This is a genomic window from Cohnella terricola (genome assembly GCF_007786475.1).
Taxonomy (GTDB): Bacteria; Bacillota; Bacilli; order Paenibacillales; family Paenibacillaceae; genus Cohnella; species Cohnella terricola.
The window spans coordinates 166055-190079 of sequence record NZ_VNJJ01000003.1 but is presented as its reverse complement, the minus strand read 5'-3'; the positions used below and the strand labels follow the sequence as shown (position 1 = coordinate 190079).

The window sequence follows — 24025 nt, the reverse complement described above, 5'->3', positions numbered from 1 at the left end:
CTTAGGGGAGGATTCATGATCACTGCATTAGGCATTTTTATCGTTACATTGGTTTTTGTGATTTGGCAGCCTCGCGGACTTAACATCGGCTGGTCTGCATGCGCTGGCGCTATCCTGGCATTGATCTTCGGGGTTGTCAGTTTGAATGATGTCTGGGATGTGACGCGGATCGTATGGAATGCAACACTCGCATTCGTTGCGGTGATTCTGATCTCGTTGATCTTGGATGAAATCGGCTTTTTTGAATGGGCTGCTCTTCATATGGCGCGAATTGCCAAAGGCAACGGCAATCTGATGTTTATTTACGTCATATTGCTGGGTGCAGCAGTTGCGGCATTTTTCGCGAACGATGGAGCAGCGCTTATCCTGACACCGATCGTGTTAGCTATGGTTAGGGCGTTGAAACTCGATGAAAGAATGATATTGCCTTTCATTATGGCCAGTGGATTCATTTCGGATACCGCATCTCTTCCGCTCGTCGTTAGCAATCTGGTCAACATCGTGTCCGCGGATTTTTTCGAGATCGGTTTCCTCGAATATGCTGGCCGCATGATCGTTCCGACAATCTTCTCGATTGGAGCAAGCTTACTGGTACTGTATCTGATGTTTAGAAAGAGCATTCCAAAGCAATATGATCTTGCTCAACTAAAGCAGCCTAGGGAAGCCATTAAGGATATGCGGTTATTCCGAATTTCATGGATAATTTTAGCTGTTTTATTAATCGCGTATCTGACGAGTGAATTTATAAACGTCCCCGTATCCATCATCGCGGGCGTTGCCGCAATCCTCTTTCTCATATTGGCTAGACAAAGCAAAGGGATTCATACCTGGAATCTTGTAAAGGGAGCTCCGTGGGCAGTAGTCGTCTTCTCGATCGGGATGTACGTGGTGGTGTATGGATTACGCAATGTTGGACTTACAGATGAGCTCGGCAGACTTTTCGCTTGGGTTGGAGATCAGGGTTTGTTCGTGGCTTCGGTCGGATCCGGGTTTATCGCGGCCATTCTCTCTTCGATCATGAACAATATGCCGACGGTGATGATCGATGCGCTCGCGATTCATGGCACCAATGCCGATGGGATCATTCGAGAAGCCTTCATTTACGCTAATGTAATTGGTTCAGATCTCGGGCCGAAAATTACGCCAATCGGTTCTTTAGCTACCCTGTTGTGGTTGCATGTGCTTTCTTCCAAAGGTGTCAAGATCGGTTGGGGGTATTACTTCAAGATCGGAATCGTTCTGACCGTCCCTGTCCTTTTTATCACGCTAACCAGCCTTTACGTCTGGCTAAAGCTTATCAATTAACCTCATTAATTAAGGAGAAAATGACGATGACAAAACCGCTTGTATACTTTCTTTGCACCGGCAATTCCTGCAGAAGTCAAATGGCTGACGGTTTTTTGAATACGCTTGGGGGTCATCTTTACGAAGTGAAAAGCGCTGGTCTTGAGGCGCACGGACTTAATCCTCGTGCCGTTAAAGTCATGGCAGAGGACGGGGTTGATATTTCTACGAATACCTCCGATGTCATTGATCCGGAGATTCTGAATCGAGCCACTTATGTGATTACGTTGTGCGGTCATGCCGACGAACATTGTCCGGTGATCTCCAATCCCAATGTGATCAAATGGCATTGGGGGTTCGACGACCCGGCGAAAGCGACCGGAACGGAAGACGAAATCATGACTCAGTTCCATGCAGTACGCGATGCCATTAAGGCACGCGTAGAGCAGTTTGTTCAAGAGGGTAAATAAGGATAGAACGCGATAATAAAAAGGGAGTGCCTATTGGCATTCCCTTTTCAATCCGCGGATCATTCGCAATACTTCTAACAATATCACGCTCATACTCAGCCAAACTCCGCCGAAAACGTAGCCGGCCGCCACGTCGCTCGGATATTGTAGTTGCAGAAACACCAGGCAGATCCCGACTGAAAAGCAGACGGTTATCACTCCGATTAAGGCGATGAATCGTACCGCGTAGTTACCGTAATGACGAAAGATCAAATACGCGGCAAATCCGTATATCGTCAAGGCAAGCATAGTTTGTTGGCTAGGAAAGGTCAACACGGTAAATCCGCCGCTCGGTCCTTCGCGATGAAACCAAATTCGTAGAAGCTCATTTAACCCCTTGCCGGCAAGCGTGACAACGACTAAGATAGTCAGTTCGAGAGTTCGGTCTATTCCTTTGAGAGCGATCCAAATGCCTGTAATGACGATAATCGGGATAAAGTAGGAATAGGAGCCTAATAAAGCGATATTGTTCATGATCCCAGTCCAACTCTGGTCGAAAATTTGTTGAACGATAAATACCGTTACCTCATCGAATGCAGTTAATTCGTGCGCAAGGAAATCTTGGATTAAGCCGATAAGCAGCGAGGTAAATAACACGAAAAAGGCGAATGCCGCAACCACGATGAACTTTACTTTTCCCATCGAATGAAATCTTGTGACTCCCTTTTCCAAGAAGCCGTCGAAAGCCGCTTTCAGTTCATCTTTCTTTTTGCGGTACACATATATGCAAAGGTAAATACAGAACATGATTACCCCTGCGATGATCAAATACCGATTAATGGCGTGGTGGTAGCTTTCCCACTTCGGTCCAAGTAATCTGCCTAGGGAAATAAAAATGCTCACCCAAAGAACGGCCCCAGTAAACGCGAAGGCAGCATATTTACGAAACGGTAGTCTTGTAATCCCGGAAAATAACCCTGTCATATGGCGTACGCCGGGAATAAAGTAAGCAACCAACAACAACTTGTTCCCATATCGCGAGTACCAACGAGAAACATGATGCAGTTTCTCCGGTCCGAAATGAAAACGACGGCCGTATTTTTCGAAAAATGGCGTGCCAAGCCGAAATCCAATCCAATAGGAGATCGTCATGCCGATACACGAACCTAAACCCGCTGCCACAATGCATAATATCCAGTTCAGTTGCCCTTGATATACGATGAGCCCAGCGTACGTCATGATGAATTCTCCCGGAAGCGGTAAAGCGATCAATTCAAGCATAAGGGCAAAGAACAGAACCCAGTATCCATATTGTACAAGTAAATGAGTGAAATAATCCGTAATGAAGCTCAAATCCCCATCACCTCCCTGTTGTTTTTTCCTGTTTACCTTGAATCCATTCGTAGAGTATCCTAGCAAATAAAAGAGCCCTCCTTTGCAGAGGGCCCTATTCTAGATATAAACTCGTCGCTGCCATCGCAGATCCCGTTTTATTTTATTCTAATGACGACCTTCCCTTTGGCGCTTCCGCCTTCTAGGTAACGAAACGCTTCTCCTGCATCCTTGAAACTATAAACTTTATCAATAATAGGCTTAATGCGACCTGCTTCAATAAATTCCTTGATTATTTTCAATTGCGTTCCGCTCGGTTTCATAAATAGATAATGATATTTCGCTTGGCTTTTCTTCTCATGAGCCGTGATCTTCCGGCTTACGATGGACAAGATTGTCGTTTTGATCCAACCCAATTGTTGCTCTTTCCCGAATCTTGCGTTTGGCATGCCGGAAATGGATACGATCTGTCCGTTTGGCTTCAGTATCCGGAATGATTTTTCCAAGGCTGCTCCCCCTAAAGTATCATAAACAGCGTCATATCCGGTAAGCAGTTCTTCGAAATTCTCTTTTCTGTAATTAACGACCAGATCGGCACCTAGCGATTTGACCAACTCATAACCTTTATCGCTTGCTGTCGTGGCGACATAGGCTCCCATCAATTTGGCCAGTTGAATGGCGAAGGTTCCAACGCCGCCTGCGCCTGCGTGAATCAAGATTTTTTGGTATTTTTGAAGATTCAAAATATCCGAAAAAGCTTGGTAAGTCGTAAGTCCAACCAGAGGTATGGATGCTGCTTCTTCGAAACTTAGATTGTTGGGCTTTAGCGCAATATCTTCCTCATGAACGGCAATAAATTCGGCTAACGTGCCGATCCGATCTTTGCGGGGTCTTCCGTAAACTTCATCTCCGGGTTTAAATGCACTCACCCGTTCGCCAACTTTGACTACTATCCCGGAAAAATCATTTCCTAAGATAAGAGGAAATTTGTAATTCAACAGGAATCTGACTTTCCCTTCTTTGATTTTATAATCAATAGGATTTAAGCTGGCTGCATGAATTTCCACCAGTACATCATGTTCTCCGATATGTGGCATTGGCCGGTCTGCCAATATTAACGGTACATTTTTTCCATATTTCTCAATGATCATGGCTTTCATTATAAGATCTCTCCCATTATGTCTATTAGTTTAAACTTATAAACCAATTATGCAAAAATATTCACACAAGTCTTTGGTTACTTACTGAGATCCATTGCATTCAGCTTCGATGGCAGCAATTAATGTTTTGAGTTGTTCAAGCGGTTTTCGGACAGTCAGCACATAATAATTTTCCACGCCTTTTTTTTCGGACTTAATAAAACCAGATAGCCTCAACACCTTCAAATGATGGGAGATGGCCGGTCTGGACAATTTCATATGGCCCGATATCGTATTCACATTCAGTCCCGATTTGTGCTGTGCCAGCAACATAATAATGGCTTGACGGTTTTCATCGGTCAACACATCCAGCAAAGGGATGCTGTCTCTAAATTGTTGCAGAACATCCTCTAATGGCTTGCTCATATAGGCCCCTCATTACGTTCATTCGTTTAATCGCTTAAACATAATTATATTCATTCGTTTAATAAAATCAAGTGTTGTCTTTGTGCTTAGTGCTCCCGCCATGTGAAAAACCAAGCATATACGATTGCTCGGTTTTTCGGCTTTTTCATTTATTTTGCTCAATTCATATTGGATATTCCTTTTTTCATCATGTCTTCATTCATTGCACCTAAGTAAACTTCACGAATAATTCCTTGCGAATCAATCATTAGGGATGTTGGATAAGCATAAACGAGATATTTACCGGAGACATTCCCATCTGTATCCATCACAACAGGAAATGTAAGCTTGAAGTCTTCAACAAATTTCTGCACATCGCCGCTGCTTTTCTCTGAACTCGTTACATTGACGGCAAGTACGACGACTTCATCGCTATTTTTAGAATAGATTTTCTCCATATGCGGCATCTCTGCTCTACAAGGCGGGCACCAAGTCGCCCAAAAATTTAATATCACTTTCTTGCCGATGAAATCTGAAAGTTCAACTTCTTCTCCCTCTAGATTCAGTAATTTAAAGTTCGGTGCTCGATTTCCTTTCTTAATGCCAATTTCAATGCCATCCGTCTGTTGAGGTTGAGTTGTCGTTGCGCTCTGCCCTTTATTGCTTTGGCTATAGTCGTACAAACCCCAACCAACAACCAGTAATAAAATTAGAATGGCTATACTATTTTTTTTCATACCACACCTCTTTTAATACGAAATTGGGACAAATTGCGATAACCACGCGCTAATCCTTTGCAACTGCCCGGTGAAGACGAGCAGGCCCATGCCAATCAATATCCAACCATTCATCTTTGATAGCAGCGGAAGCCAACGATTTATTTTTTTCAAGATCCCCAATGAATAAGTAAGCATTACGGATAAAATAAGAAATGGAACGCCCAGCCCAATCGAGTACACTAACAGCAAAAACATTCCGCTATATAGTGTATCCGCCGAGCCGGCAAGCAGCAGAATAGAGGATAAAGCCAATCCGACGCATGGCGTCCATCCCGAACCAAAGGCTAGCCCCAAAATAAACGAACTGGCATTTCCCTTCTTCGTATGGTTAACGCTCACCCATTTTTTATCTAGCATTAAGAACCGAAGCGTTAAGATCCCCGCCATTTGCAACCCAAAAACAATAATGAGCAAACCGCTGATTTTCTCTATCAACATTCGATTAGCGGCAAAAAATTGACCAATCAAGCTTGCCGACGCCCCCATCGCAACAAAAACGACGCTGAAGCCCAGAATAAAGCTGATAGATCGAATGATCAGTATTTTTTTGTCTACATTAATTTTATTGTTTTGAACGAGAGAACCCGTTAAATGCGACACATATGCTGGGATTAGCGGAAAAACGCAAGGCGAGAGAAAAGAAAGAATTCCAGCAGTTAGAGCGATGACGATAGTCGGGCTTTCCAATTCAATAAACCTCCTTGCTCTTTTTGTGATCCAGTTTCTTGCTTAGTCTTAATGCAACGATAAAAATGACGATATAGATCACTTGTTCTTTAGTAAAACCGATAATAAATAACGTTTTGTCCTTCATAACAAAATAAATACTGGCCATCCCAAGGCTGTACCACATCCAGAATTGACCCAATTTATGCATTTCGATGGAAGCTTTATGATTTGCATATAGGCAAATAGCAAGTACACTATTGAAAATGATATGAAGCACATGAAACAGCATATTCGAAGTATCCATGGTTAAATGCAAGAGATGATAGATACCGCTGCCCGCAATCCAACCCGCACTTGCAAGATCCAGATTCATTGCGACGGAAGTGCGATCTTTGCGCGTACGCATCCATACGTATAATAGAGAAACCAGTAATGCCAATGCGATGCCCGAATCTCCTCCATCAAAATAAAGCAGCGACATCGGTTGTTGTATGACAGAAACCGGATCCCAAATCATTAAGCTTAGTTTCCAAGTCAAAAATCCAAGCACCATGGCACGAGAATATTTCTCGGCAACCGTTCCTTCTATGTCGAGCCTAAGCACTCGAATTCTTATGGCCAAAAAGGCGGCAAAGGCTGAAAGGATGAACATGAGCAGGTCAAAATTCAAAAGAAATGGGCCTAGCTGAACAGCATTCAATTTTTCACCTCCGTCTCTTCAAATCAAATCGTATCATCACATTTTTAAGATTCTTTAAAGTTATTGTGAAATGGGGATGGTAAACCAGAAAGCGTATTCGTTCCCTTTCGGGGTTAGGCCTATCCTTCCTCCATGCTGCTGCACAATTTCTTTTGCAATGGCAAGCCCTAGCCCGGAACCTCCTGTACCACGTTGCCTAGAAGAATCAACCCGGTATAGCCGTTCGAAAACAAAAGGGATTTTTTCGGGTGGAATGAATTGGCCGGCATTGGTAATCGTAATGCAATATTCTTTCCCAACCCTAACGCCTGTAATATGGATCCATCCGCCATGGTCATACTGTACTGCGTTTTGCAGTAAATTAGTGACGACCTGTCTTAAGCCAACTTCATCCCCTTGCACCAATGCTGGACTGACCTCGATTTCAACTTTGATCTTCAACTTCCTCAATTCCAATTCAAAGCTTTGATGGATGGTTTGTACAATCGCGTACATGTCTACCTTCTGCCACTGTGGTTTTACGAATCTTCTATTTTCCCAAACGGCAAGCTGGTGCAATTGTTCCACTAATTTGGATAAGTGCAACGATTCATCATGCAAAGAACGATAAAGTTCGATATCGCCTTGAATCACTCCGGCACTCAGCGCCTCCAAATATCCATTGAGATTACTCAAGGGTGTTCGCAATTCGTGCGAGATATTGCTAAACATCATCTTTCTGCTCTCTTCCGTTTGACTTAGCGTAAGGATCATTTGATTAAAGTGGCTGCTTAACTGGCCAGTCTCATCTTCCGAGGTAACTAGAATAGGCTCCGGGTACTTTCCCTCGCTCATCATTCGGGTTGATTTCATTAATTTATGAAGCGGAATCTGAATTCTACGCATGAGCAAATAATAAATAATTGCCGCCACCAATAGTGCGATCAGACTTGCCCGCAATAAATAGAAATGCATCGTTTGATTGAAAATATGCTGTTTTTCCAGGTCGACAAAGTTATATTGATTTACCAGCAGACAAGCAAAATCTTTTACTGAAACTCCGACGATCCATATCACGATCCCGATCACGATTCCATTGATCATCATGATTTTCCAGACGATGCTCTTCTTCCAAAACCACAGACGCTTTAACTTTGAAAACGGCATAACGATCCTCCCAATTCCTTTGTCCCCATAAATTCCCTCAAAAAACAAGAGAACTGCCAGACGGCAGTCAAGTGTTGTTGTTCACGTATTTAATAGATCACTAAAAAGTTACGAATCGATATCCCATGCCTCTAACTGTTTCAATACATTCTGAAGAGCATCCTGCTTCGCTTATTTTCTCTCGAAGTTTGCTGACATGTACATCGATGGTTCTATCAATGACTAGCTTTTCGTTATTCGGATAAAGATCCTCCAGAATCTGTTCCCGACTTAAAATCTGATTAGGATGCTTCATTAAAAAATGCAGCAGACGAAATTCATGCTTCGTCAGGGGCAATTGCATACCATTGTATTTGGCTTCCCCTCGCTGCGGCTTTACGGTGAGTCCCCGATAACTAATTTTACTGCAACGGTTATCGGTTCTCCTCAGAATTGTCTCCACACGCACAACCAATTCTTGTGGGCTAAAAGGTTTGGTCACATAATCATCCGCACCAAGTCGAAGACCGTTAATCCGCTCCTGCTCATCCACTTTGGCCGTAAGCATGATGATGGGCACATCGCTCTTGCATTCGCCACGAATACGCTGGCATAGAACTTCTCCGCTTTGTCTGGGCATCATGAGATCCATAATAATAAAACATGGATCATACGTTTCAAACTTGCGTTGCCCTTCATACCCGTCTTCGGCCTCGATGACTTCAAACCCCGACTTCTCGAGATAAATTTTGATCAAATTCCGTATCTTCCGATCATCCTCAACAACTAGAACGGTCTTTCCTCTTTGCTCCATTTCCCGTTTTCAAACCCTCCATAGATCAGCTCGCCACCGGCTGATTTGACGTTTTATCGAATCGGGAGTCATGCCTTCTTTAACCGCACGCTCACAGAGTGGAAGGAACTCATCGTCTTCCGCAAACCGCAGCGCGATCGCTTGGCCCAGATGCAGTTTGGCATCAATAGGCTTGCCGGTCAACTGTAAGTGCCTGGAATTCACTTCACTCCAGATCATTCGATCCTGAAGCTTTAACGCATACATCCGCGTGAGTATTCCAAGAATAATAATACTTAATGCTGTTAACAAAAATAAGATAGAAGGCAATGTCCCCTTACTCGCAATTATATTTATAACAGCAAGAATAAACAAAATCATGGCTAGCGGCATCAAAATATAGTGTTGCAACGGCGTAATTTTTTTATGATTTAAATAGTTTTGAGTGTGATTGCTTTTCATAGCGATCCCCCTTAGCATTGTGCATTCATAGCGCTCATCATACTGCCTGATTGTTAAGAAATGTTTAAGCAGCGATAATTATTATCCAAAGCTCGCGGCTAGACTTAATAAAAACTTTAAAATTGATGATTATCTTTAAAAAACGTAGTCACTATATGATGTTGGATCTAGAAGGGAGTAATCTAAATGAAAAAAATCACTTCAAAATCTGAATTTAATGAAGCGATTAAGAACTCAGAACTTACAGTTGCCGTGTTTAAAGCGGACTGGTGCGTGGATTGTACATTTATAAATCCTTTCATGCCTGAATGTGAATAAATTACGTAAATCTCAAAATGAGATCGAACAGTTCTTGCAGCAGGCCATTGAGGCTAAACAATCTCTTGTCTGAAGCACTGTCAATTTTCAGCAAAAAACAACCCAGTACTGTGCCAGTACTGGGTTTGTTGTGTATGCTTCTATTACTCCGCCACGGGTATCAAATAACCGTAGTTTTCTTCGTCCATCTGCGCGATCGGGATGAATCGGATAGATGCGCTATTGATGCAATAACGTTTCCCTCCTCGATCTTCGGGTCCGTCGTCGAACACGTGACCGAGATGAATGTCGCCCGCCCGGCTTCGCACCTCCGTTCGAACTAACCCGAAGCTTGTATCTTCATGGTATCTGACAACATCCGGGATGATCGGCTGAGTGAAGCTCGGCCACCCGCATCCGGAATCGTACTTATCCCGACTGGAGAATAAAGGCTCTCCGGTCGCAACATCCACATAAATCCCGGGTGCATCATTATCCCAGTACTCATTGGTGAATGCGCGTTCCGTATCATTGTTGACGGCCACCGCATACTGGGCTTCCGTTAGCCGTTGCTTCAATTCTTCATCGGTCGGTCGCGGATATTGCGATGGGTCGATCACAATCTCCTGTTCATCCAGAATACTGAGATCGATGTGGCAATAACCGTTCGGGTTTTTCTCCAAATAATCTTGATGATACTCCTCTGCCAAATAATAATTCTGCAAAGGTTTTACCTCGGTGACAATCGGCTTGGTGTACTTCTCTTGCTCCTGGGCCACGGCTTGTTGAACGACCTCGGCATCCTCGGCATCGGTATAGTATATCCCTGTTCGATACTGGATACCTTGGTCATTCCCTTGCTTATTCACGCTGGTGGGGTCGATTACCCGGAAGTAATCGGCAAGCAGCTTCTGTAGGGTGACATGTTTCGGATCGTACTTCACGTGAACGGTCTCTGCGAAGCCGCGCTTACCCCGGATCACATCTTTATAAGTCGGGTTCTCGCCCTCTCCATTCGCATAACCTGAGGTTACATCATACACACCGTAAATGCGGGACATGTACGCCTCCACGCCCCAGAAGCAGCCGCCAGCCAGGTAGATGTCGCGCAACTCGGATTCGGGAATCTGAACTTTCTTGTCCGATAGGGCCGTCGTTATTCCCGTTGCTTCCTGTCTGGTTTGCTCAGCGCTGATACGTCCGCAGGCGGACAGTACCAGGATCATGGCGACCAGGAATAAGCCTAACTTAACGTTTCTCATGACCATCGCGTCCTCCCTCACGTTATTTCCTTGAAGGTCTCCACGATCATGTCATTGGAAGCATGACCGGGGGATGATTTGACCAAAATGCCGTCCGAGCCGATATAGTAGGAACTCGGATATCCTCTTAATCCGTATTTCTTCGCCCACACCCCACCCTCGTCCAACAACACGGTAATATTGTCATAGGACCGATTGGTGAACCATTCGATAAAATCGTTCGCAGATTTCTCTCCCTTATAGTTCGGCGTGACAATCGTAACCACTTGGAAACCGTTGTCTTGACCGGCCAGCGTATTCAAGTCCTCCAGCCCCGCCAGACAGATCGAGCACCAGGAGGCCCAATATTTCACGTAAACCTTCTGGCCCTTGAAGTCCGCAAGCTGGACTTGATTGCCATTCAGATCGCTTAAGGAAAACGAAGGAGCGGTCTCTCCCTTATTCGTCTTTCCGCTGCTTGTCATGGATGCCTCTTCCGTTGCGGAACCTTGCATCGTTTCCTTGATGCCGCAGGCGGACAGAACCGGTAACAAAACTACGGCTGCCAGCGCATATTTGATGAGTTGTTTTGAGATCTTCATGTTACATCCCCCCTAGCCATTTACTGAAACCACACGACGATCGCATTGAGCCGATCCGTCATAAGCACAATTCCCATCAGGATGAAAATGCAGCCGGATATCGCCTTGATCATACCCATGAATTTATACAACCGTTTGATCCGTGCAAGAATAAAATCCGAAAATACAGAAATCAGCAAAAAGGGAATCGCCAACCCCAGCGTATAGATGAGCATCAGGAAACCGCCGTAAGCTGGCGAGCCCTCGCCGGCTGCGATACTGAGAATGGCCGCCAACACCGGACCGATGCACGGTGTCCATCCAAAGCTGAAGGTCAGCCCGAGCAGAAAAGCGCCAATAAATCCCCCCTTGTTGATGCGATCGCTGGAAATCTTCCTTTCTCGTTCTAGCCAAGAAAGCTTGACCCATCCCGTCTGATATATGCCGAATATTACGACGACAGCTCCGCATACCGCGATGAATCGAGAGCTTGTGATCACGGTGCCGATCGTCCCGGAGCCAAAACCGAGAAAGATGAAAACCGTAGATAACCCAAGGACAAACAACACTGTCCTTATGATCAATACTGGCCGGAGACGAATGGAACCGGAATCGGCCGGTCCCAGGTTCGCGCTGGTTCCCGACAAGAAGGCAATATATACGGGAAGCAGCGGCAAAATACATGGTGCAAAAAACGATAACAGCCCTGCGGCAAATACGCCGAAGAGGAATAAAAGATCGCCTGTCAATTTATTCGCCACCTGTTTACTTTTTTTCCTCTCATCACCATTATCACACTCCAATAGTTTATGTTGCAAAAGTAGAGTAAGCGAAACTGCTTACGATTCTCTATGCAAAGTATTACGAATGTATTAAGTACGAAAACAAAAAAAGGTTCCTGCTCTGCCAGAAAAAGCAGATCAGAAACCCGTCATAAGGTGGAAAAGGAAAATCAATACCCCATATCCTTTAATATTTTGGATAACGTTCTCAGACGTTCCCCGATCAGTTCATCGTCGTCGCTCAAAGCTTGTTTGAATAACTTTATATCTTCGTTAATTCGCTCATTGTCCGTACATATAGCCACGGTCATTGCATCCCCTTGCAAACCAACCCTGTCGATGACGGGCTGTTGCGGGTCATATAAATTCTCATAACGATAGGCATCGCGAAAATGCTCCAGCGACCGGCAAATCAGAATGGATAAATCAAGAACGCGATGGAGTGGCAGTTCCTCCGATTGTCTTGACCATTTTTCTCCCGTATATCTCCATACTTTGGCTGAAATATCGACCTTCCCTCTATCGTTCCATTGAGCCAAGCCTAATGATAGGCCTTTTGCATCCGTGTTTTGGGCGAGACGGCCGTCAATTTGGTCATAGTTCTCCGACACAACTACAGGTTTATGCTTCAAGGTAGTAGGTATTTTCAATTGAGTTCCCTCTTTTCGTTTACCTATTTACTAAATTACTAATCGGCGGTTACATCTTATCCTGAATTTCACCGTCAGTCAATCTTTGGAGGCTTATTATATCCTTTGTCCCCATAGGGTTGAAGCTTTTCTAACCACGGCTTTAAGATCTGCTTTCGTTCCCAACGCATATCGGTCACCTTGTCTGTTTCCTTCTGCTCCAGCACCTCATATGAGAACGCATCGGCTCCGAGTTCTTTCCAATCCTTCTGCAGTTCAGCGTTCGCGAATCTCCCTGAGTCCAGTTGCATTCGAAGGGTAAACCACTTGTTTTTCAAGTTAGGATAGCTGTCGATGTAGATTTTGCCGTTTACATTGTTTTTGATTTGGGCGACGCCCATATAAATCTTGATCTGCTTGAATTCCTCAAGCAACTCCTTGCGCTTATTCATATCCATATCTTTCACTCCTTAACGTTATTAACAAGAGGAAGCAGCAAAATCGCACCGACCATAATTAAAATACCGCTCGCCGCATAAATCGCCAACAGAGAAAATGATTCCTTCAAGTAGCCGGTTATGAACATGCCCGACACCATCATCCCCATAAAAACAGGCATAATCGCTCCGGATACCCGGCCAATAAAGGCCCCTTCCGTGTTCCGCACGATTAGTGCCTGGATTCCGCCTTGAATACAAGGGTAAAACAAACCACTGATCACCAAAAGAACGATTGTCAGCCAAATCATCGTAGATGCGCCTATTCCAATCGTACAAACAGCGGTAACAAGCAAGCCGATCAAGAGCAATAGCTGCGGCTTCACCTTTTTGGCTATCCCCATTATGGCAGCCCCACCTACCAACATAGCTGCCCCATTAGCCATAACTAACCATTGCAAAAATTGCTTGTTCTGTCCCAATTTCTCGATAACTAGGAAAATTTGCAGCGGCTGAGTCAGCCCCGACGCCAATCCGACAGCCGCGAAAGTCAAGCTTAGCGTTCTTAAGGATTGATTGGACCCGATATACCGCAGTCCGGCAGCCAATTCCTTCATAAAGCCGCCTGAACCGCCGGATCTTGCCTCCTCCGCGTCTCGGGGAAGCGACGATAAAATAAATGATGACCCTAGAAACAGAACTGCCGTGAGGATCAAAGAGACGCTAATGCCAAACTGAAGGAAAATAAACGTACCGACAACCGGACCGAGAACCGTAAAGACAGCGACAACCGTTTGGGACATCGCCATCACGCCCTGAAGTTGTTCGCCCGGCACATGCCGCTTGTACAGCTTCATCGCCGACGGTTGAGAAAATTGAGACAGACTAGCGGATACAAAAGATCCGACGAGAAGGGCAATCCAGCTCCCGTTCATGACGGCAAGCAGCACGGCCACAACGGACAAGGAAGACAACAGATCGCTCCATACCATCGTCCGCTTCGGCCGCCATCGGTCGGCAAAGGTCCCTCCTATGAGGCCGAATAGAAAGATCGGAGCAAATTCCGCAACCGAAATCAGCGATACATAAACCGCATTATTATTCGTCAATTCGGTCACATAAAGGAGGACGGCATAATTTCTGATCCAAATCCCCAACTGCAACATCACTCGGGAAAGGATAATCGTTCGAACATAACGGTTGGAAAACATTTCACTTCCTCATTTCATTTACTAATTTACAAAATTACTAAATTACTAAATTAGTATATATCGGTTTCTCTTTGCCAGTCAATCTGATTTTTTTGGGATCAAAATAAAAAATCCGCGATAATCGCGGATTTCATTCGATATGTATGAGCCTCACTAAGCTGTAGCTCGGCTCTCGTTCACGGTTTATTTCTCAACGGCTTTTTCAAAATATACGATTCCGCTTAATCGGATGTGATGCGTTTTTCCATCCACTACAAGCGCTACGTGATCTATGAATACATCAGCCAAAGTTCCTATCAATTTGCCGACAGTTGTCGTGATGCTAACCATTAATCCTTTGTGTTGAATCAAATGCTCGGTAAATTTGGGTTCCACCGCTGTCGTGTACATCACGTTTTTCGGCAATAACTGAGACTCATTGCGCTGTACATGTTCATTTCGATAAAATTGCGGAGCTAGGAACGAGGCATAGGCTTGCGGATAGCCATAGTATGCATATCCATTCATATATTGCATGCTCCTTTGTCGTAAATTGAAAAACACATCTACAACATATGGAAAATGCCTATACGGCGTTCCAATTTCATGATATTACTTGAAACTCATATGGCTGCTATGTCCGGGAGATAGCTTGGCTTGCGGGTCGATATACACTTTCGCGTTATTAATCGCCGTAGGCGCCTCTCCGAAGCCAACGGCGATTAGCTTCAATTTTCCAGGATAGGTGGTAATATCGCCGGCGGCGAATATTCCTGGGATGTTCGTCTGCATTTTAGAATCCACCCGAATAGACCCTTGTTGAATATCCAACCCCCACTCTGTGACCGGACCTAGCGTTGAGACAAATCCATAATTGATGATCAGAGAATCGCAGGGCACGATTTGTTCTTCCCCGGTCCTGTTGTTCGCGATCGTAATTTCGTTCAACCAGGCTTCTCCATGAATCGTCCTAACTTCCATTGAAGTCAGAACGTTCACGCTGGATTTCATAAGTTTCTCTACGCTATGCTCGTGCGCTCTGAACTTCTCCCTTCGATGAATAAGAGTGACGCGTTTTGCGACACCTTCTAACATAAGCGACCAATCGACCGCGGAGTCTCCGCCTCCGCACACGACGACTTCTTTCCCAGCGAAACCCTGTAGATCGCCTATGAAGTAATGAAGTCCTTTTCCTATGTATGCAGCCGCTTCGGGAAGTTCCAACTGGCGCGGCTCGAAAGCGCCGACGCCTCCTGCAATAATAATGGAGCGTGCGTAATAGACTCCTTTATCCGTGATCACCTTAAATCGGCGTTCCTCCTCTTTAATCACTTGCTGAACTTTCTCTTCCAGCCGAACCTGAACCTCGAATGCATTCATTTGTTGTTCCAAGCGATCTACAAGTTCTTGTGCTGTTACGTTCGGAAATCCCGCTACGTCGAATATGTGTTTTTCCGGATACAGAGCTGCCAACTGCCCTCCCAGTTGAGGCATACTGTCGAAGATCATCGCGCTTGCTTTCCGCATGCCCGCATAGAAACCGGCGAACATGCCGCTCGGTCCTCCTCCGATGATAATCATATCAATCATGTCGATCACCTTTCATCTCTAGCTGTTTAGTATACATAATAGTATAATATGTATATGATAAATGTAATTCATATTCTCATAAGCGTCAAGCATACGGATGGTTAATGCCATTAATCGTTCTTTATATCCACGTGAATTCTGCCATCGCTTTGCAATTCAGCATAGAAAACGCAGTTGATGCAGCGATCGAGCCGAAGGTGATCCCGGTAATGTAATTGAATAATGTGATATGACTGATTTGTTTTTTTCCAAGAAATCGAGTCAAAATCAACAAAAATACAAATGAAGCGATCGTTCGAATGGCGATTTCTACATCAACTACCCCCAGTTAGAGGGAGTTTCTCCAGAATTGATGTTTTTATTCTTATCGCGTCCCTTTATACGCCGTACTTCTGCTTAATGAGTAACCATTTCATATCTTCATTCTTATTTAGTCGCGTTCGTTCTATCGCATTCAAATCGAGTACACCTATGGGAGACTTAGGCAATACGTCGATCTTCTTAATCGTTTCATAGCGGACTGCGCTTAGTTCATCGATCAACGTATTCCATTTCTTATCTCCAAGCATCACGCGCTTGTCCGCGAATAATCTAGCGATCGCAGCACGATTTTCTTCTAACGTCCAAAGCATAACCCAACTCCCTTTCTTTGACGAACAATTCGATTGGAAGGACACGGCAATCTGCGTGGGGTTTTTGATTCGAGTGTAGTCATTAAAACAATAAACGCAACACCATGATAGATATAATCCCGACCACTACAGTTCCTAATAAGCTGCGTGTCAATAAAGCCGTAACGAAAGTCGGAAATGCAGCGAATAGCTCGAAGTTATTTTGTAAGGGAATAAGCTCTCCATCTCGCATAAATATTTCTTGCCCGACCAAGGCCGCCATGACTGAGATTGGAACATACTTCAACCAACGCGTTCCCCATTCGGGTAGCTGTATGCGGCTGAGAACAATAAGCGGAAGCACTCTTGGTAAGAATGTAACAACAGCTGCCCCAATAATAATCAATAGAATTGGCCACCTTACTTCCATTTTTCCACCACCATTCCTATTGACGAAGCCATAATTGTAGCCAGTATGACACCTACACTCGCGGATGACAACCAAGTTACGCCTACAACGATGACAACGGCGCTTATTGCAACTACAACATCTACGGCAATTTTCGCCCGGCTCACCATCAGCAGAACCAGAAGGCCGATGAACATGGCTGGCAATGCAAAATCCAAACCTAATTTATGAGGATCTTTAATCCATTGTCCGAAAAAAGCTCCAGCTATATTGGCTATGATCCAATTTAAATAAGCTGTTATATTTAGACCATGCATCCATTTTTCACTGATCGATTTCTTATTCGCTGTTTGATTCATGGCAACGCCGAATGTCTCATCCGTGAGTAAAGAACCTATCAAAATGTTCTTGAAGGGAGTAAGATGACGAAAATAAGGCGATAAGGCCGCACTAAGTAAAAGATGGCGAAGATTAACAAAGAAAATCGTAAAAATAATAGCAGTAGCCGAGCCGTTCGCTGCAATCATCCCGGCAAAGATAAATTGAGCCGATCCAGCATAGACAAGTAAGCTCAATAGGGTGATTTCGGCTATGCTTAGTCCTGAAGTTTTTCCGACTACGCCTGCGGCAAATCCGATACTCAAGTAACCCAATAACGTAGGAATGCAGTCTTTGACACCCTGAAAGTAACTCTCATCGCTTTTTTCAACCTCGTGTCTTTTTATGCGGAAATTCTCTTGCATCGTTCTCCTCTTTCTCTTATTCCTAATTCGTTTACTAGAACTAGTAAAAACAGATCACTTGAGGAGCACAAACTCCTATGAAGTGACCTGTTTTATTGATGATTACTTCAAATATCTTCCCGTAATCGACTGCTGCTCATGAATAATCTGCGAAGGCGTGCCTTCGAACACCACTTGGCCGCCCTTGCTCCCTCCGTCCGGCCCCATATCGATGATCCAATCCGCTTGGCTGATCACATCAAGGTTGTGTTCGATGACGATCACCGTATTGCCGGCATCCACGAGGCGGTTCATGATTGCTAGAAGATGACCGATATCCGACATATGCAGGCCGGTCGTCGGCTCGTCCATGACGTAGATGCTGCCCTTCTTATGCAGCTCGCTCGCCAGCTTGATGCGCTGGCATTCCCCGCCCGAAAGCGTGCTGAGCGGCTGGCCGAGGGTAATATAATTCAGCCCCACATCGCTCATGGCCTGGAGCTTGCGCACGACTTCTTTTAGCTGGAAAAAGTCCAATGCCTGCTCTACAGTCATCTCCAGTACTTCCGCAATCGATTTGCCGTTCAGCTTGTATTCAAGAACCTCTTCCTTAAACCGTTTACCACCGCATACTTCACATGGCAGTTTCACGCTATCAAGGTATCCAATGTCCGTATACACGACGCCCAAACCTTGGCAGTTCTCGCACGCCCCCTTGGAGTTGAAGCTGAACAAGCCTTGGTTCACCTTGTTCGCGGAAGCAAACGCCTTGCGCACATCATCCATGATGCCCGTATAGGTCGCGGGGTTCGAGCGTGTCGACACGCCTACAGCCGATTGGTCGATGACGATCGCATCCGGATGCTGGCCCAGGAATACATCGTTAATCAGCGTACTCTTGCCGGAACCGGCGACGCCCGTAACTAAGGTCAGCACTCCGGTTGGAATATCAACGCTTACGTTGCGGAGATTGTGCAATGTGGCCTCTTTGATGGGAAGCTTGCCTGTCGGCTGTCTGCAATCGTTTTTGAGTTGGAGCGGACGCTTCATATGGGTGCCTGTCAGCGTACCAGACTCTAGCAGACCTTGGAAAGTTCCTTCAAATACGATCGTACCGCCATGACTGCCGGCATGTGGTCCGACATCAACGACATGGTCCGCCACCTTGATCACATCGGGATCATGCTCGACGACGATAACGGTGTTGCCCTTGTCGCGCAACTTCTTCAACAATTCATTTAACCGGTGGACATCGCGAGGGTGCAGGCCAACGCTAGGCTCATCGAAAATATAAGTGACATCTACCAGGCTACCGCTCAAGTGCTTGACCATCTTGACGCGCTGCGATTCGCCGCCGGACAAAGTATCCGTCTCACGGTCCAACGTCAAGTAGTCAAGTCCGATATCCACCAGATGCTGCAACCGTTCCGACAGCGCATTAACGACCGGCGCGGCGATCGCGTCGTCAATCTCCCGAATGACGCGAATGAGCTGTCCGACCTCCATGGCGGACAACTCCGCAATGTTGTGTCCATTGATCCTGCAATTGAGCGCGGCTTGTCCCAGTCTCGCGCCATGACAGCTGGAGCAGGTCCCCTCGGTGATAAACGGCGCGACAGTTTGTTGCGTGCGCTCGGACTTCGTTTTCAGATCCTGCTTGATGTATTTATTGGTAAACTTCTCGATAACGCCTTCCACCGTGATGTTAATCATCTTTCCGCCGAATTGCGTCGCCACTTTCCTTGCTTTGCCGTAAAGCAGCTGTTCCAGTTCCTCATCCGAATATTCGCTCAGCTTCTTGGCTGGATCGTATGGCCCCGACTGCACGAGCATCGACCAATCTAAGCTGTCCACCGTATACCCCGGCAGCATGATTGCCCCTTCATTCAACGACTTCGACTTGTCCACCGCCTTGCTCATGTCCACGCCCAGCCTGCGGCCAATCCCGTTGCACTCCGGACACATGCCTTGCGGATCGTTAAAGGAAAACATGTTTACCGGTCCGACATGGGGCTGACCCGCCCGGGAGAAGAGAAGACGGAGAATGGGAGAGATATCGGTGATCGTGCCCATCGTGGAATGGGAGCCGCCGCCCAGCCGATTCTGATCCACGATAACGGCCATGCTCAGGTTCTCAAGCGCGTCTGCATCCGGTTGCGGAAATCGTGGCAGAAAAGTACGGACGAACATGCTGAAGTTCTCGTTCAGCAGACGCTGGGATTCAGCGGCGATCGTATCGAACACGATCGATGACTTGCCGGAACCGGATACTCCGGTGAAGATCGTAATCTTCCGCTTCGGAATGCGCAAGGATACATTCTTGAGATTGTTTTCCCTTGCACCCGAGATGACAATATATTCTTGATTCGATTCGTTCATGCTTAACATCCTTCCGATAAGCGATTCTACTTGATATTCACATTGTACCATTTGTCCTAATCAGACATTTGGTGGATCGATATGAAGGTCCTGATCCGGCGCGGTAATGTCCCAGCGGGTAAACGTTACCTCAAAGCTCTCGCGGGTGGGCGAGCAAGAATAAGGACCGGCTTGATTACCTGTCGGGTATGGAAACCGCGCAACCCGAATCGTCCGCCACGCATGGTGTTTACTCCGAGCTCGAATAATCACGGCATCCTTAATAATCGAAGCGCGCACGGTAACTTCTTCTCCCGCCCATTCCGGTACAGCCGCAAGCGACCAATCGGAATAACCATCCGTAACAACCGCGGCAAGCTGGGGAATGCCATCGTTGATTTCTATGCCCGTTTTAATCCATTGTCCCGGACCATGATATAACAGCAGGCCTGCCTGATCGTACAACTCCTTAAAGGAACCTAGATGAAAAGATACTTCGACTGCCGTGTTGCAATCCCAATCTGCTAGCAATGCCGGCCCGTTTTCGAATTCAAAGCCATACAGTGTCTTTTTCCAGAAATCTCCGCCCTTCTCGGGCATAACCTTAAGTGCCTCGCCTTCCTCACGGGAAGACTGCGGGAGATTGAGCCATACTCCTTCCTTCCAGTCCATTCTCTTTCTGCTCTGCTGTGTCATCGCTATGACCTCCTAAAATATTTGCTGCTCCGAAATAGAATAAATGTTGAACCTTCACTAATCAAGCGATATTCTGAGCTTGCTATCCATTACATTTCCCTCCCGCATTTACATTCATTTTTCTATAGGTTCCTTCTCCACTGATAAAATATGAAACAGGCCTATCTTAATGCGATTTGCATAAATTAGGCCTGTTATAATTAAAGTATAGCGTTTTATAAGAAATATAAATATTTCTTATTATAATAAGTTGGGAACTCTTCAATTGAAATAAAATCAATTCCTACTAATTTTGCTTTTTCCAATTCATGCTTAAACTCTTCACTACAAAATAAAAAACTGTTCAGATGTGCACCGCTTAAGGTGAATACCTCTTTATTCATTGCTGATTCTATTAATTTTATTTCTTCATACTTATTTATTAATAGTCCGTTTTTGTTGATGACATCTTCTAATGTTTTCCCCTGTTTAATTTGGAATACAGACGTTTGATAATCCACCCATTTCTCCTTATGATAAGGAAACAAATTATAGTATTGTTTCTCTGTAATCTTCTTACCTTTCCACGAAATAGTCTCCAAAGGAACTAACTGATACCCCTCCATGGATGAATATCTATTAAATAGCTTCAAGAATTCAGTAGAAATTATAAAACCTTGAAAATCAGCAAAATAGTCAAAAAGCAATAATCTTTCTTTACAAACTAGATACAATTTATCTGGAAATTCAGCCTTTCCTGTACCTTGACTTTTAACCCATTTATAATCCATGCCCGGCATTGGTTTCTTCTCATTAAACTCCTCTGCTAATACGGATTTCATAAAAATAGGAACTCCTCTACCGCTTTTCCCTTCCATAGCATATATTTGCTTTCTATTCGTGATAGTTTTTACCCCCTCTATTTAGCATTTTAGTACAATATCATTACCTAAAATTCACCGATAGTTACCTCTGCTTCCTGTGCCAACCGCTTGATTTCACTCATATCTTCTATAGGTACAACAATCAAAACGTAACAGTCACTATCTATATCCAAATAGGTCAGAGCGAGATTGACTTCGCTTAATTTGTTAGCAACGATTTGGAAGAATTGATCAGACGGCATATCGCTGTAGTCTTCATCTTCAAACTCTTCCCAATCTATTAGCGATATTTTCTTTCTGTGCAATAATATATCAACTACGTCGCAAACATAGATTCCTGTCGCCTTCCAATCGACTTCAAAGGCCAATTTATGTTCAATCAATACATCAACTAGAGAGATCCAAGCCAATTCCTCCACCGGCTCATCGATGCCTCTTTCTTCAAGACGATCTTGATATTTCTCCATATATAGGTCTGGATGTTCGACGGCTAAAGTAACATCTTCAAGTACGATTGCTTTCGAATCATAGGATAACTTTTCGCTTAGCAGAAGAAATGCGGATTTATTCATGATATTCTCATCCTCACAATTTATCGTATTATACGTTGCCAATCAGGTACCTTTTCATTCCGAAGTACGTATTGCAGGATCTCATCCGTTTCTGGATTGTACCCTGGACTGCTAGTTGGGATATTTGCTAATGCTGTTTGAAGTAAGGGATGTTCAATGTTTGGCGTTTCTAAGCCTTCCTTTTCCCTAACTAATTTGATGCAGTAATAATCATACGGAATATGGTCAAACAACAAAATTTCATTATTTTTCTCCGGTGTATCACTCGCACTATAAATATGGAATTCACACACTTCATAGAGCAATTCGGCTAATTGATCTGTTTGATACCAATTCTTCATTAGTCTTTGATAGATGTGATCTTCCGGCAATATATCGAATAATGGAGGCATCTCGCCTGTTTTCCATTTATAATACAGGCATGTCATAAATACGTGATGGGTTTTTTCTTCAGAGTAATACTCCCGATCCTTAGACAACATATTACTTGCATAGAGATATATTAATTCAGCAATCTCCTGATGATCCCACAGTAATGATAAACCGATAAGCCCTCCAAGTTCTCTTGCACTGACCTCTTTACTAGCCGGCACACTCTTGATGGCTTGTATGAGCCAAAAAACTTCTTGCTCTATCAGTTCCCAGGCCGCTTCCCCATTTAATATTTTAGTTTTTGCATTTTGTTCAAGATGAACACCTATAGCATTTCTGAGACACAGTACCAAATCGTTTTTATCTTTATTTTGTATCTTCTCATCAATATCATTTTTTATTTCATCTAATATTTCTTGAACCTGTTCCTCCGAGATCACGTGCTTTTTATATTTTCTAAGTGCTCTATTAAAATATTTTAAGTTCATCGTGTGATCCATTCAGATTATCACTCCTCATATAAATTAATATTCCATTATCAGTGCTACCTAAAATTCACCTATAGTTACCTCTGCTTGCTGTGCCAACCGCTTAATTTCACTCATATCCGCCGTAGGTACAACAATCAAAACATAGCTGTCACTACCAATATCCATATGAGCCAGAGCGAGATTGGCTGATCTTAATTTCTTAGCGACCTCAACGAGAAATTGATCAGATGGCATCTTATTAAAGCTTTCATCTTCTAGCTCTTCCCAATCTACTATAGGTAATTTTTTCCTATCTAATAATCCCTCCACTACATCACAAACGTAGATTCCTGTCTCTTTCCAATCGATTTCAAAGGCAAGATCATTTTCGATTAATAAATTAACCAAAGCGATCCAGATCATCTCCTTATTAGGCTCCTCTATGCCTCTTTCTTCGAGACGATCTTTGTTGTTCACATAATAATCGGTTGGCTGGTCTACAGCTGATGTAATCTCTTCTCGGATGATCGCTTCTATATCGTGGGATAACTTTTGGCTAAGCTGCAAGAATGCTGATTTGTTCATGCTACCCATCCTCTTCCATAAGTTTAGTAAAAGATATCTGATCCTTCACCATACTCTTCTTTTATTTGCGCCATAATCTCTTCAATAGTAAACCGTTTCTTCTCTTTAATTGTCCGTTCTATAAGTTGAAATCTGACGTCAAACTTCTCATCATAGCCTGTTGGCAAAATGGGGTATGTAGCCATGGGTGTATGGAACAGCTCATGCTTAATCTCAGGGATATCTAATCCTAATTTTTTTCTTACCTTAAACACGTTGAGAAGTTCCATAGGAACAAGACCATACGATATAAACTCTTCCTTCTCTCGTGTGCTTCCTGTTAAACTTAGTCCGTTTAAGTGGTGTTCGCATAAAATATTCCAATAGTCTTGCTCGATCTCCTGAAATGAGTTGTCCCATTCATCTACAATTCTTTGATAGATCCCCAGGCCCTTTCCGTATTGCATTACTTTTTCTCTCACAGGATTATCCATGCCCCATTTT

The 24025-nt window shown here is 44.4% G+C and carries 30 protein-coding genes and 1 pseudogene; 3 read left to right on the top strand and 28 right to left on the bottom strand.

The genetic code is table 11. The features are described 5' to 3' along the window. Positions 1–15 precede the first annotated feature (15 nt). Together FPZ45_RS06545 and arsC are read left to right on the top strand one after the other, a co-directional pair. On the top strand, positions 16–1305 hold the full coding sequence (locus tag FPZ45_RS06545; protein ID WP_144699650.1) for an arsenic transporter: 1290 nt from the start codon (positions 16–18) through the stop codon (positions 1303–1305). 26 nt (positions 1306–1331) lie between these two features. After that, positions 1332–1754, top strand: coding sequence for an arsenate reductase (thioredoxin) (gene arsC, locus FPZ45_RS06540; protein WP_186438256.1), 423 nt, complete (start codon positions 1332–1334; stop codon positions 1752–1754). 30 nt (positions 1755–1784) lie between these two features. On the opposite strand, the gene FPZ45_RS06535 is transcribed toward arsC, so the two are convergent. The 9 genes from FPZ45_RS06535 to FPZ45_RS06495 form a co-directional block, all read right to left on the bottom strand. Further along, on the bottom strand, positions 1785–3086 hold the full coding sequence (locus FPZ45_RS06535) for a bifunctional DedA family/phosphatase PAP2 family protein (RefSeq protein WP_144699646.1): 1302 nt from the start codon (positions 3084–3086) through the stop codon (positions 1785–1787). Between the two features lie 137 nt (positions 3087–3223). Next, positions 3224–4225 (bottom strand): NADP-dependent oxidoreductase, encoded by a 1002-nt coding sequence (locus tag FPZ45_RS06530; protein ID WP_144699644.1) that lies wholly within the window; start codon positions 4223–4225, stop codon positions 3224–3226. Positions 4226–4306: 81 nt separating this feature from the next. Then, the gene (locus tag FPZ45_RS06525) at positions 4307–4630 is read right to left on the bottom strand and encodes an ArsR/SmtB family transcription factor (protein ID WP_144699642.1); all 324 of its coding nucleotides are present in this window, start codon (positions 4628–4630) and stop codon (positions 4307–4309) included. Positions 4631–4788: 158 nt separating this feature from the next. Beyond that, positions 4789–5346, bottom strand: coding sequence for a redoxin domain-containing protein (locus tag FPZ45_RS06520; RefSeq protein WP_144699640.1), 558 nt, complete (start codon positions 5344–5346; stop codon positions 4789–4791). 12 nt (positions 5347–5358) lie between these two features. Further along, positions 5359–6075, bottom strand: coding sequence for a cytochrome c biogenesis CcdA family protein (locus tag FPZ45_RS06515; protein ID WP_144699637.1), 717 nt, complete (start codon positions 6073–6075; stop codon positions 5359–5361). A gap of 1 nt (position 6076) precedes the next feature. Further along, positions 6077–6757, bottom strand: a complete 681-nt coding sequence (locus FPZ45_RS06510) for a hypothetical protein (protein ID WP_144699635.1) — start codon at positions 6755–6757, stop codon at positions 6077–6079. Between the two features lie 60 nt (positions 6758–6817). Continuing rightward, positions 6818–7903: a sensor histidine kinase gene (locus FPZ45_RS06505; protein ID WP_144699633.1), complete on the bottom strand. Its 1086-nt coding sequence runs from the start codon at positions 7901–7903 to the stop codon at positions 6818–6820. Between the two features lie 100 nt (positions 7904–8003). After that, entirely contained in the window at positions 8004–8696 is a 693-nt protein-coding gene (locus tag FPZ45_RS06500; RefSeq protein WP_144699631.1) for a response regulator transcription factor, read from the bottom strand. 9 nt (positions 8697–8705) lie between these two features. Continuing rightward, entirely contained in the window at positions 8706–9137 is a 432-nt protein-coding gene (locus FPZ45_RS06495) for a DUF6526 family protein (RefSeq protein WP_144699629.1), read from the bottom strand. Positions 9138–9323: 186 nt separating this feature from the next. On the opposite strand from FPZ45_RS06495, the pseudogene FPZ45_RS26000 reads away from it, so the two are divergent. After that, positions 9324–9452 (top strand): annotated as a pseudogene (locus tag FPZ45_RS26000) (thioredoxin domain-containing protein); the annotation flags it as partial. 146 nt (positions 9453–9598) lie between these two features. Here the strand turns inward: FPZ45_RS26000 and msrB are convergent. From msrB to FPZ45_RS06400, 19 genes are all read right to left on the bottom strand, one after another. After that, positions 9599–10696 carry a peptide-methionine (R)-S-oxide reductase MsrB gene (msrB, locus tag FPZ45_RS06485; RefSeq protein WP_144699627.1) on the bottom strand — a complete coding sequence of 366 codons (1098 nt, stop codon included), beginning with the start codon at positions 10694–10696 and terminating at the stop codon, positions 9599–9601. Between the two features lie 17 nt (positions 10697–10713). Next, complete coding sequence (locus FPZ45_RS06480) at positions 10714–11277, bottom strand: TlpA family protein disulfide reductase (protein WP_144699625.1); 564 nt, start codon at positions 11275–11277, stop codon at positions 10714–10716. A gap of 20 nt (positions 11278–11297) precedes the next feature. Then, positions 11298–12005, bottom strand: a complete 708-nt coding sequence (locus FPZ45_RS06475) for a cytochrome c biogenesis CcdA family protein (protein ID WP_144699623.1) — start codon at positions 12003–12005, stop codon at positions 11298–11300. 203 nt (positions 12006–12208) lie between these two features. Then, positions 12209–12688 carry a DUF6530 family protein gene (locus FPZ45_RS06470; protein WP_144699621.1) on the bottom strand — a complete coding sequence of 160 codons (480 nt, stop codon included), beginning with the start codon at positions 12686–12688 and terminating at the stop codon, positions 12209–12211. A 74-nt stretch (positions 12689–12762) separates the two neighbouring features. After that, entirely contained in the window at positions 12763–13125 is a 363-nt protein-coding gene (locus tag FPZ45_RS06465) for a GIY-YIG nuclease family protein (RefSeq protein ID WP_144699620.1), read from the bottom strand. Between the two features lie 5 nt (positions 13126–13130). After that, complete coding sequence (locus FPZ45_RS06460; RefSeq protein ID WP_144699618.1) at positions 13131–14315, bottom strand: MFS transporter; 1185 nt, start codon at positions 14313–14315, stop codon at positions 13131–13133. A 183-nt stretch (positions 14316–14498) separates the two neighbouring features. Next, the gene (locus FPZ45_RS06455; protein ID WP_144699616.1) at positions 14499–14822 is read right to left on the bottom strand and encodes a DUF2642 domain-containing protein; all 324 of its coding nucleotides are present in this window, start codon (positions 14820–14822) and stop codon (positions 14499–14501) included. 84 nt (positions 14823–14906) lie between these two features. Beyond that, positions 14907–15884 carry an NAD(P)/FAD-dependent oxidoreductase gene (locus tag FPZ45_RS06450; protein WP_144699614.1) on the bottom strand — a complete coding sequence of 326 codons (978 nt, stop codon included), beginning with the start codon at positions 15882–15884 and terminating at the stop codon, positions 14907–14909. Positions 15885–16005: 121 nt separating this feature from the next. Further along, on the bottom strand, positions 16006–16185 hold the full coding sequence (locus FPZ45_RS25670; RefSeq protein WP_425456992.1) for a DUF421 domain-containing protein: 180 nt from the start codon (positions 16183–16185) through the stop codon (positions 16006–16008). A 76-nt stretch (positions 16186–16261) separates the two neighbouring features. After that, complete coding sequence (locus tag FPZ45_RS06445; protein WP_144699612.1) at positions 16262–16516, bottom strand: hypothetical protein; 255 nt, start codon at positions 16514–16516, stop codon at positions 16262–16264. Between the two features lie 82 nt (positions 16517–16598). After that, positions 16599–16925 carry an AzlD domain-containing protein gene (locus tag FPZ45_RS06440; RefSeq protein WP_144699610.1) on the bottom strand — a complete coding sequence of 109 codons (327 nt, stop codon included), beginning with the start codon at positions 16923–16925 and terminating at the stop codon, positions 16599–16601. Beyond that, positions 16916–17647, bottom strand: a complete 732-nt coding sequence (locus FPZ45_RS06435; protein WP_144699608.1) for an AzlC family ABC transporter permease — start codon at positions 17645–17647, stop codon at positions 16916–16918. Before FPZ45_RS06435 ends, FPZ45_RS06440 begins: the two co-directional genes overlap by 10 nt. A gap of 102 nt (positions 17648–17749) precedes the next feature. Beyond that, the gene (locus FPZ45_RS06430; protein ID WP_144699606.1) at positions 17750–20005 is read right to left on the bottom strand and encodes an ATP-binding cassette domain-containing protein; all 2256 of its coding nucleotides are present in this window, start codon (positions 20003–20005) and stop codon (positions 17750–17752) included. Between the two features lie 60 nt (positions 20006–20065). Then, positions 20066–20680, bottom strand: a complete 615-nt coding sequence (locus FPZ45_RS06425) for a DUF1349 domain-containing protein (RefSeq protein ID WP_144699604.1) — start codon at positions 20678–20680, stop codon at positions 20066–20068. Positions 20681–20895: 215 nt separating this feature from the next. Beyond that, entirely contained in the window at positions 20896–21537 is a 642-nt protein-coding gene (locus FPZ45_RS06420; RefSeq protein ID WP_144699602.1) for an Imm43 family immunity protein, read from the bottom strand. 71 nt (positions 21538–21608) lie between these two features. Beyond that, positions 21609–22115, bottom strand: coding sequence for a DUF6630 family protein (locus tag FPZ45_RS06415; protein WP_144699600.1), 507 nt, complete (start codon positions 22113–22115; stop codon positions 21609–21611). A 20-nt stretch (positions 22116–22135) separates the two neighbouring features. Continuing rightward, positions 22136–22987 carry a hypothetical protein gene (locus FPZ45_RS06410; protein ID WP_144699598.1) on the bottom strand — a complete coding sequence of 284 codons (852 nt, stop codon included), beginning with the start codon at positions 22985–22987 and terminating at the stop codon, positions 22136–22138. A 48-nt stretch (positions 22988–23035) separates the two neighbouring features. Continuing rightward, the gene (locus tag FPZ45_RS06405) at positions 23036–23542 is read right to left on the bottom strand and encodes a DUF6630 family protein (protein WP_144699596.1); all 507 of its coding nucleotides are present in this window, start codon (positions 23540–23542) and stop codon (positions 23036–23038) included. 23 nt (positions 23543–23565) lie between these two features. Further along, positions 23566–24025 (bottom strand): hypothetical protein (locus FPZ45_RS06400; RefSeq protein ID WP_222430762.1); only part of this gene is annotated, 460 nt, incomplete at its 5' end.

What these genes read in the sequence shown, in the direction of transcription:
- FPZ45_RS06545 (WP_144699650.1), top strand. Translation starts at nt 16, where the DNA reads ATGATCACTGCATTAGGCATTTTTATCGTTACATTGGTTTTTGTGATT.
- arsC (WP_186438256.1), top strand. Translation starts at nt 1,332, where the DNA reads ATGACAAAACCGCTTGTATACTTTCTTTGCACCGGCAATTCCTGCAGA.
- FPZ45_RS06530 (WP_144699644.1), bottom strand. Translation starts at nt 4,225, where the DNA reads ATGAAAGCCATGATCATTGAGAAATATGGAAAAAATGTACCGTTAATA.
- FPZ45_RS06525 (WP_144699642.1), bottom strand. Translation starts at nt 4,630, where the DNA reads ATGAGCAAGCCATTAGAGGATGTTCTGCAACAATTTAGAGACAGCATC.
- FPZ45_RS06520 (WP_144699640.1), bottom strand. Translation starts at nt 5,346, where the DNA reads ATGAAAAAAAATAGTATAGCCATTCTAATTTTATTACTGGTTGTTGGT.
- FPZ45_RS06505 (WP_144699633.1), bottom strand. Translation starts at nt 7,903, where the DNA reads ATGCCGTTTTCAAAGTTAAAGCGTCTGTGGTTTTGGAAGAAGAGCATC.
- FPZ45_RS06500 (WP_144699631.1), bottom strand. Translation starts at nt 8,696, where the DNA reads ATGGAGCAAAGAGGAAAGACCGTTCTAGTTGTTGAGGATGATCGGAAG.
- FPZ45_RS06495 (WP_144699629.1), bottom strand. Translation starts at nt 9,137, where the DNA reads ATGAAAAGCAATCACACTCAAAACTATTTAAATCATAAAAAAATTACG.
- msrB (WP_144699627.1), bottom strand. Translation starts at nt 10,696, where the DNA reads ATGAGAAACGTTAAGTTAGGCTTATTCCTGGTCGCCATGATCCTGGTA.
- FPZ45_RS06480 (WP_144699625.1), bottom strand. Translation starts at nt 11,277, where the DNA reads ATGAAGATCTCAAAACAACTCATCAAATATGCGCTGGCAGCCGTAGTT.
- FPZ45_RS06465 (WP_144699620.1), bottom strand. Translation starts at nt 13,125, where the DNA reads ATGGATATGAATAAGCGCAAGGAGTTGCTTGAGGAATTCAAGCAGATC.
- FPZ45_RS06460 (WP_144699618.1), bottom strand. Translation starts at nt 14,315, where the DNA reads ATGTTTTCCAACCGTTATGTTCGAACGATTATCCTTTCCCGAGTGATG.
- FPZ45_RS06455 (WP_144699616.1), bottom strand. Translation starts at nt 14,822, where the DNA reads ATGAATGGATATGCATACTATGGCTATCCGCAAGCCTATGCCTCGTTC.
- FPZ45_RS06450 (WP_144699614.1), bottom strand. Translation starts at nt 15,884, where the DNA reads ATGATTGATATGATTATCATCGGAGGAGGACCGAGCGGCATGTTCGCC.
- FPZ45_RS06445 (WP_144699612.1), bottom strand. Translation starts at nt 16,516, where the DNA reads ATGCTTTGGACGTTAGAAGAAAATCGTGCTGCGATCGCTAGATTATTC.
- FPZ45_RS06440 (WP_144699610.1), bottom strand. Translation starts at nt 16,925, where the DNA reads ATGGAAGTAAGGTGGCCAATTCTATTGATTATTATTGGGGCAGCTGTT.
- FPZ45_RS06435 (WP_144699608.1), bottom strand. Translation starts at nt 17,647, where the DNA reads ATGCAAGAGAATTTCCGCATAAAAAGACACGAGGTTGAAAAAAGCGAT.
- FPZ45_RS06430 (WP_144699606.1), bottom strand. Translation starts at nt 20,005, where the DNA reads ATGAACGAATCGAATCAAGAATATATTGTCATCTCGGGTGCAAGGGAA.
- FPZ45_RS06425 (WP_144699604.1), bottom strand. Translation starts at nt 20,680, where the DNA reads ATGACACAGCAGAGCAGAAAGAGAATGGACTGGAAGGAAGGAGTATGG.
- FPZ45_RS06420 (WP_144699602.1), bottom strand. Translation starts at nt 21,537, where the DNA reads ATGGAAGGGAAAAGCGGTAGAGGAGTTCCTATTTTTATGAAATCCGTA.
- FPZ45_RS06415 (WP_144699600.1), bottom strand. Translation starts at nt 22,115, where the DNA reads ATGAATAAATCCGCATTTCTTCTGCTAAGCGAAAAGTTATCCTATGAT.
- FPZ45_RS06410 (WP_144699598.1), bottom strand. Translation starts at nt 22,987, where the DNA reads ATGGATCACACGATGAACTTAAAATATTTTAATAGAGCACTTAGAAAA.
- FPZ45_RS06405 (WP_144699596.1), bottom strand. Translation starts at nt 23,542, where the DNA reads ATGAACAAATCAGCATTCTTGCAGCTTAGCCAAAAGTTATCCCACGAT.